Origin of the sequence: Ruminococcus callidus ATCC 27760 (assembly GCF_000468015.1) — a bacterium.
In the GTDB taxonomy this organism is placed as follows: domain Bacteria; phylum Bacillota; class Clostridia; order Oscillospirales; family Ruminococcaceae; genus Ruminococcus_C; species Ruminococcus_C callidus.
The window spans coordinates 1-1,585 of sequence record NZ_KI260507.1 but is presented as its reverse complement, the minus strand read 5'-3'; the positions used below and the strand labels follow the sequence as shown (position 1 = coordinate 1,585).

The window sequence follows — 1,585 nt, the reverse complement described above, 5'->3', positions numbered from 1 at the left end:
TCGCCAGACGCTCTTTGTGCGGTATTGCCTCAGGAATCCGCGACCGACAGTGCCACAAGCAAAGAAATCAAAAAACGCCCTCTGCACGTCATGTCCAGAGAGCGTTTCCCTTGTATTTTTATTGCAATAGCGGATTGCTTACCGTTCCAGAATCTGACTTCTGTCCGGTCCGTTGCCGACCATGACTACCTTGCACTCGCAGACTTCTTCCAGCCGTGCGATGTACTTCTTGCAGGCTTCCGGCAGTTCGTCAAAGCTCTTGCAGCCGGAAATATCTTCGTCAAAGCCTTCGAATTCCTCGTAGATCGGCGAGCAGTCTGCCAGAGATTCCAGTGCTGCCGGAAAATCTTTCAGTACTGTGCCGTCCGGCTTCTGATAGCCAACGCACATTTTCAGAGTGCCGATGCCGCTGAGGGTGTCCAGCTTATTGATTGCCAGACCGTCCAGACCGTTGGTGCGGACAGAGTGCCGTACAATGACAGCATCGAACCAGCCGGTACGGCGGGGTCTGCCGGTAGTGGTACCGAATTCGCCGCCCTTGTTGCGGATCGTGTCGCCGGTTTCGTCATTCAGTTCTGTCGGGAACGGTCCCTTGCCCACGCGGGTGGTGTATGCCTTTGCCACGCCGATGATGTTGGTGATCATCTTCGGGCCAACGCCGGTACCAATGCATGCACCTGCTGCAATGGGGTGAGAAGAGGTAACATACGGATAAGTACCGAAGTCAATGTCCAGCAGGGTTGCCTGTGCACCCTCGAACATAATGGTCTTTCCTGCCTTGTTTGCCTCATAGGTCAGAACGGAAACGTCGTCCACATACTTTGCCAGACGCTTACCGTATTCGGTATACTCTGCAATCACTGCGTCCAGATCAAACGCCTTGCCGCCGTAAACAGCAGTGATGATCTTGTTCTTCAGCGTGCCGGTAGCCCGTGCCTTTTCTGCGAAAATTTCCGGATGTACCAGATCATAGATCCGCAGACCGCAGCGTTCGTACTTGTCCATGTAAGTCGGACCGATGCCACGCTTGGTGGTGCCGATGTCCGAGTTGCCGCGGAACTTTTCCGACAGACCGTCCAGCTCAATGTGCCACGGCATTACCACGTGTGCACGGGGATCGATCTTCAGGTTTGCGGTAGAAATGCCGCGGCTTTCCAGACTGTCCAGTTCAGAGATGAAGTCCTTCGGGTCCAGAACCACGCCGGCACCGATCAGGCACAGGGTTTCCGGATAGAGAATACCGGACGGGATCAGGTGCAGCTTGTACACTTCGCCGTTGTTGACAACGGTGTGACCGGCATTGTTGCCGCCTGTTGCACGAACCACCACATCTGCACGAGATGCCATGATGTCGATGATCTTACCCTTTCCTTCGTCTCCCCACTGTGAACCGACTACAATATTTGCAGGCATAAGAAATTCCTCACTTTTCAAAATAGGATTTGTTTCCGGAATCCAGCTTCCGGTGCAGTGTATCACTGCAGCATACTATTCTATTATAACAGGCTTTTTCGGGAAATGCAATAGCATTTGCAGATTTTTTTCTTTTTGTGTCTGCGTTGTCAATAGATGTGACCCATTGGAT

1 protein-coding gene is annotated in these 1,585 nt (G+C 52.6%); it reads right to left on the bottom strand.

The annotated features are described in order from the left end of the window. Positions 1–138 precede the first annotated feature (138 nt). Positions 139–1,413: an adenylosuccinate synthase gene (locus RUMCAL_RS13925; RefSeq protein WP_021683670.1), complete on the bottom strand. Its 1,275-nt coding sequence runs from the start codon at positions 1,411–1,413 to the stop codon at positions 139–141. Between the last annotated feature and the right edge of the window lie 172 nt (positions 1,414–1,585).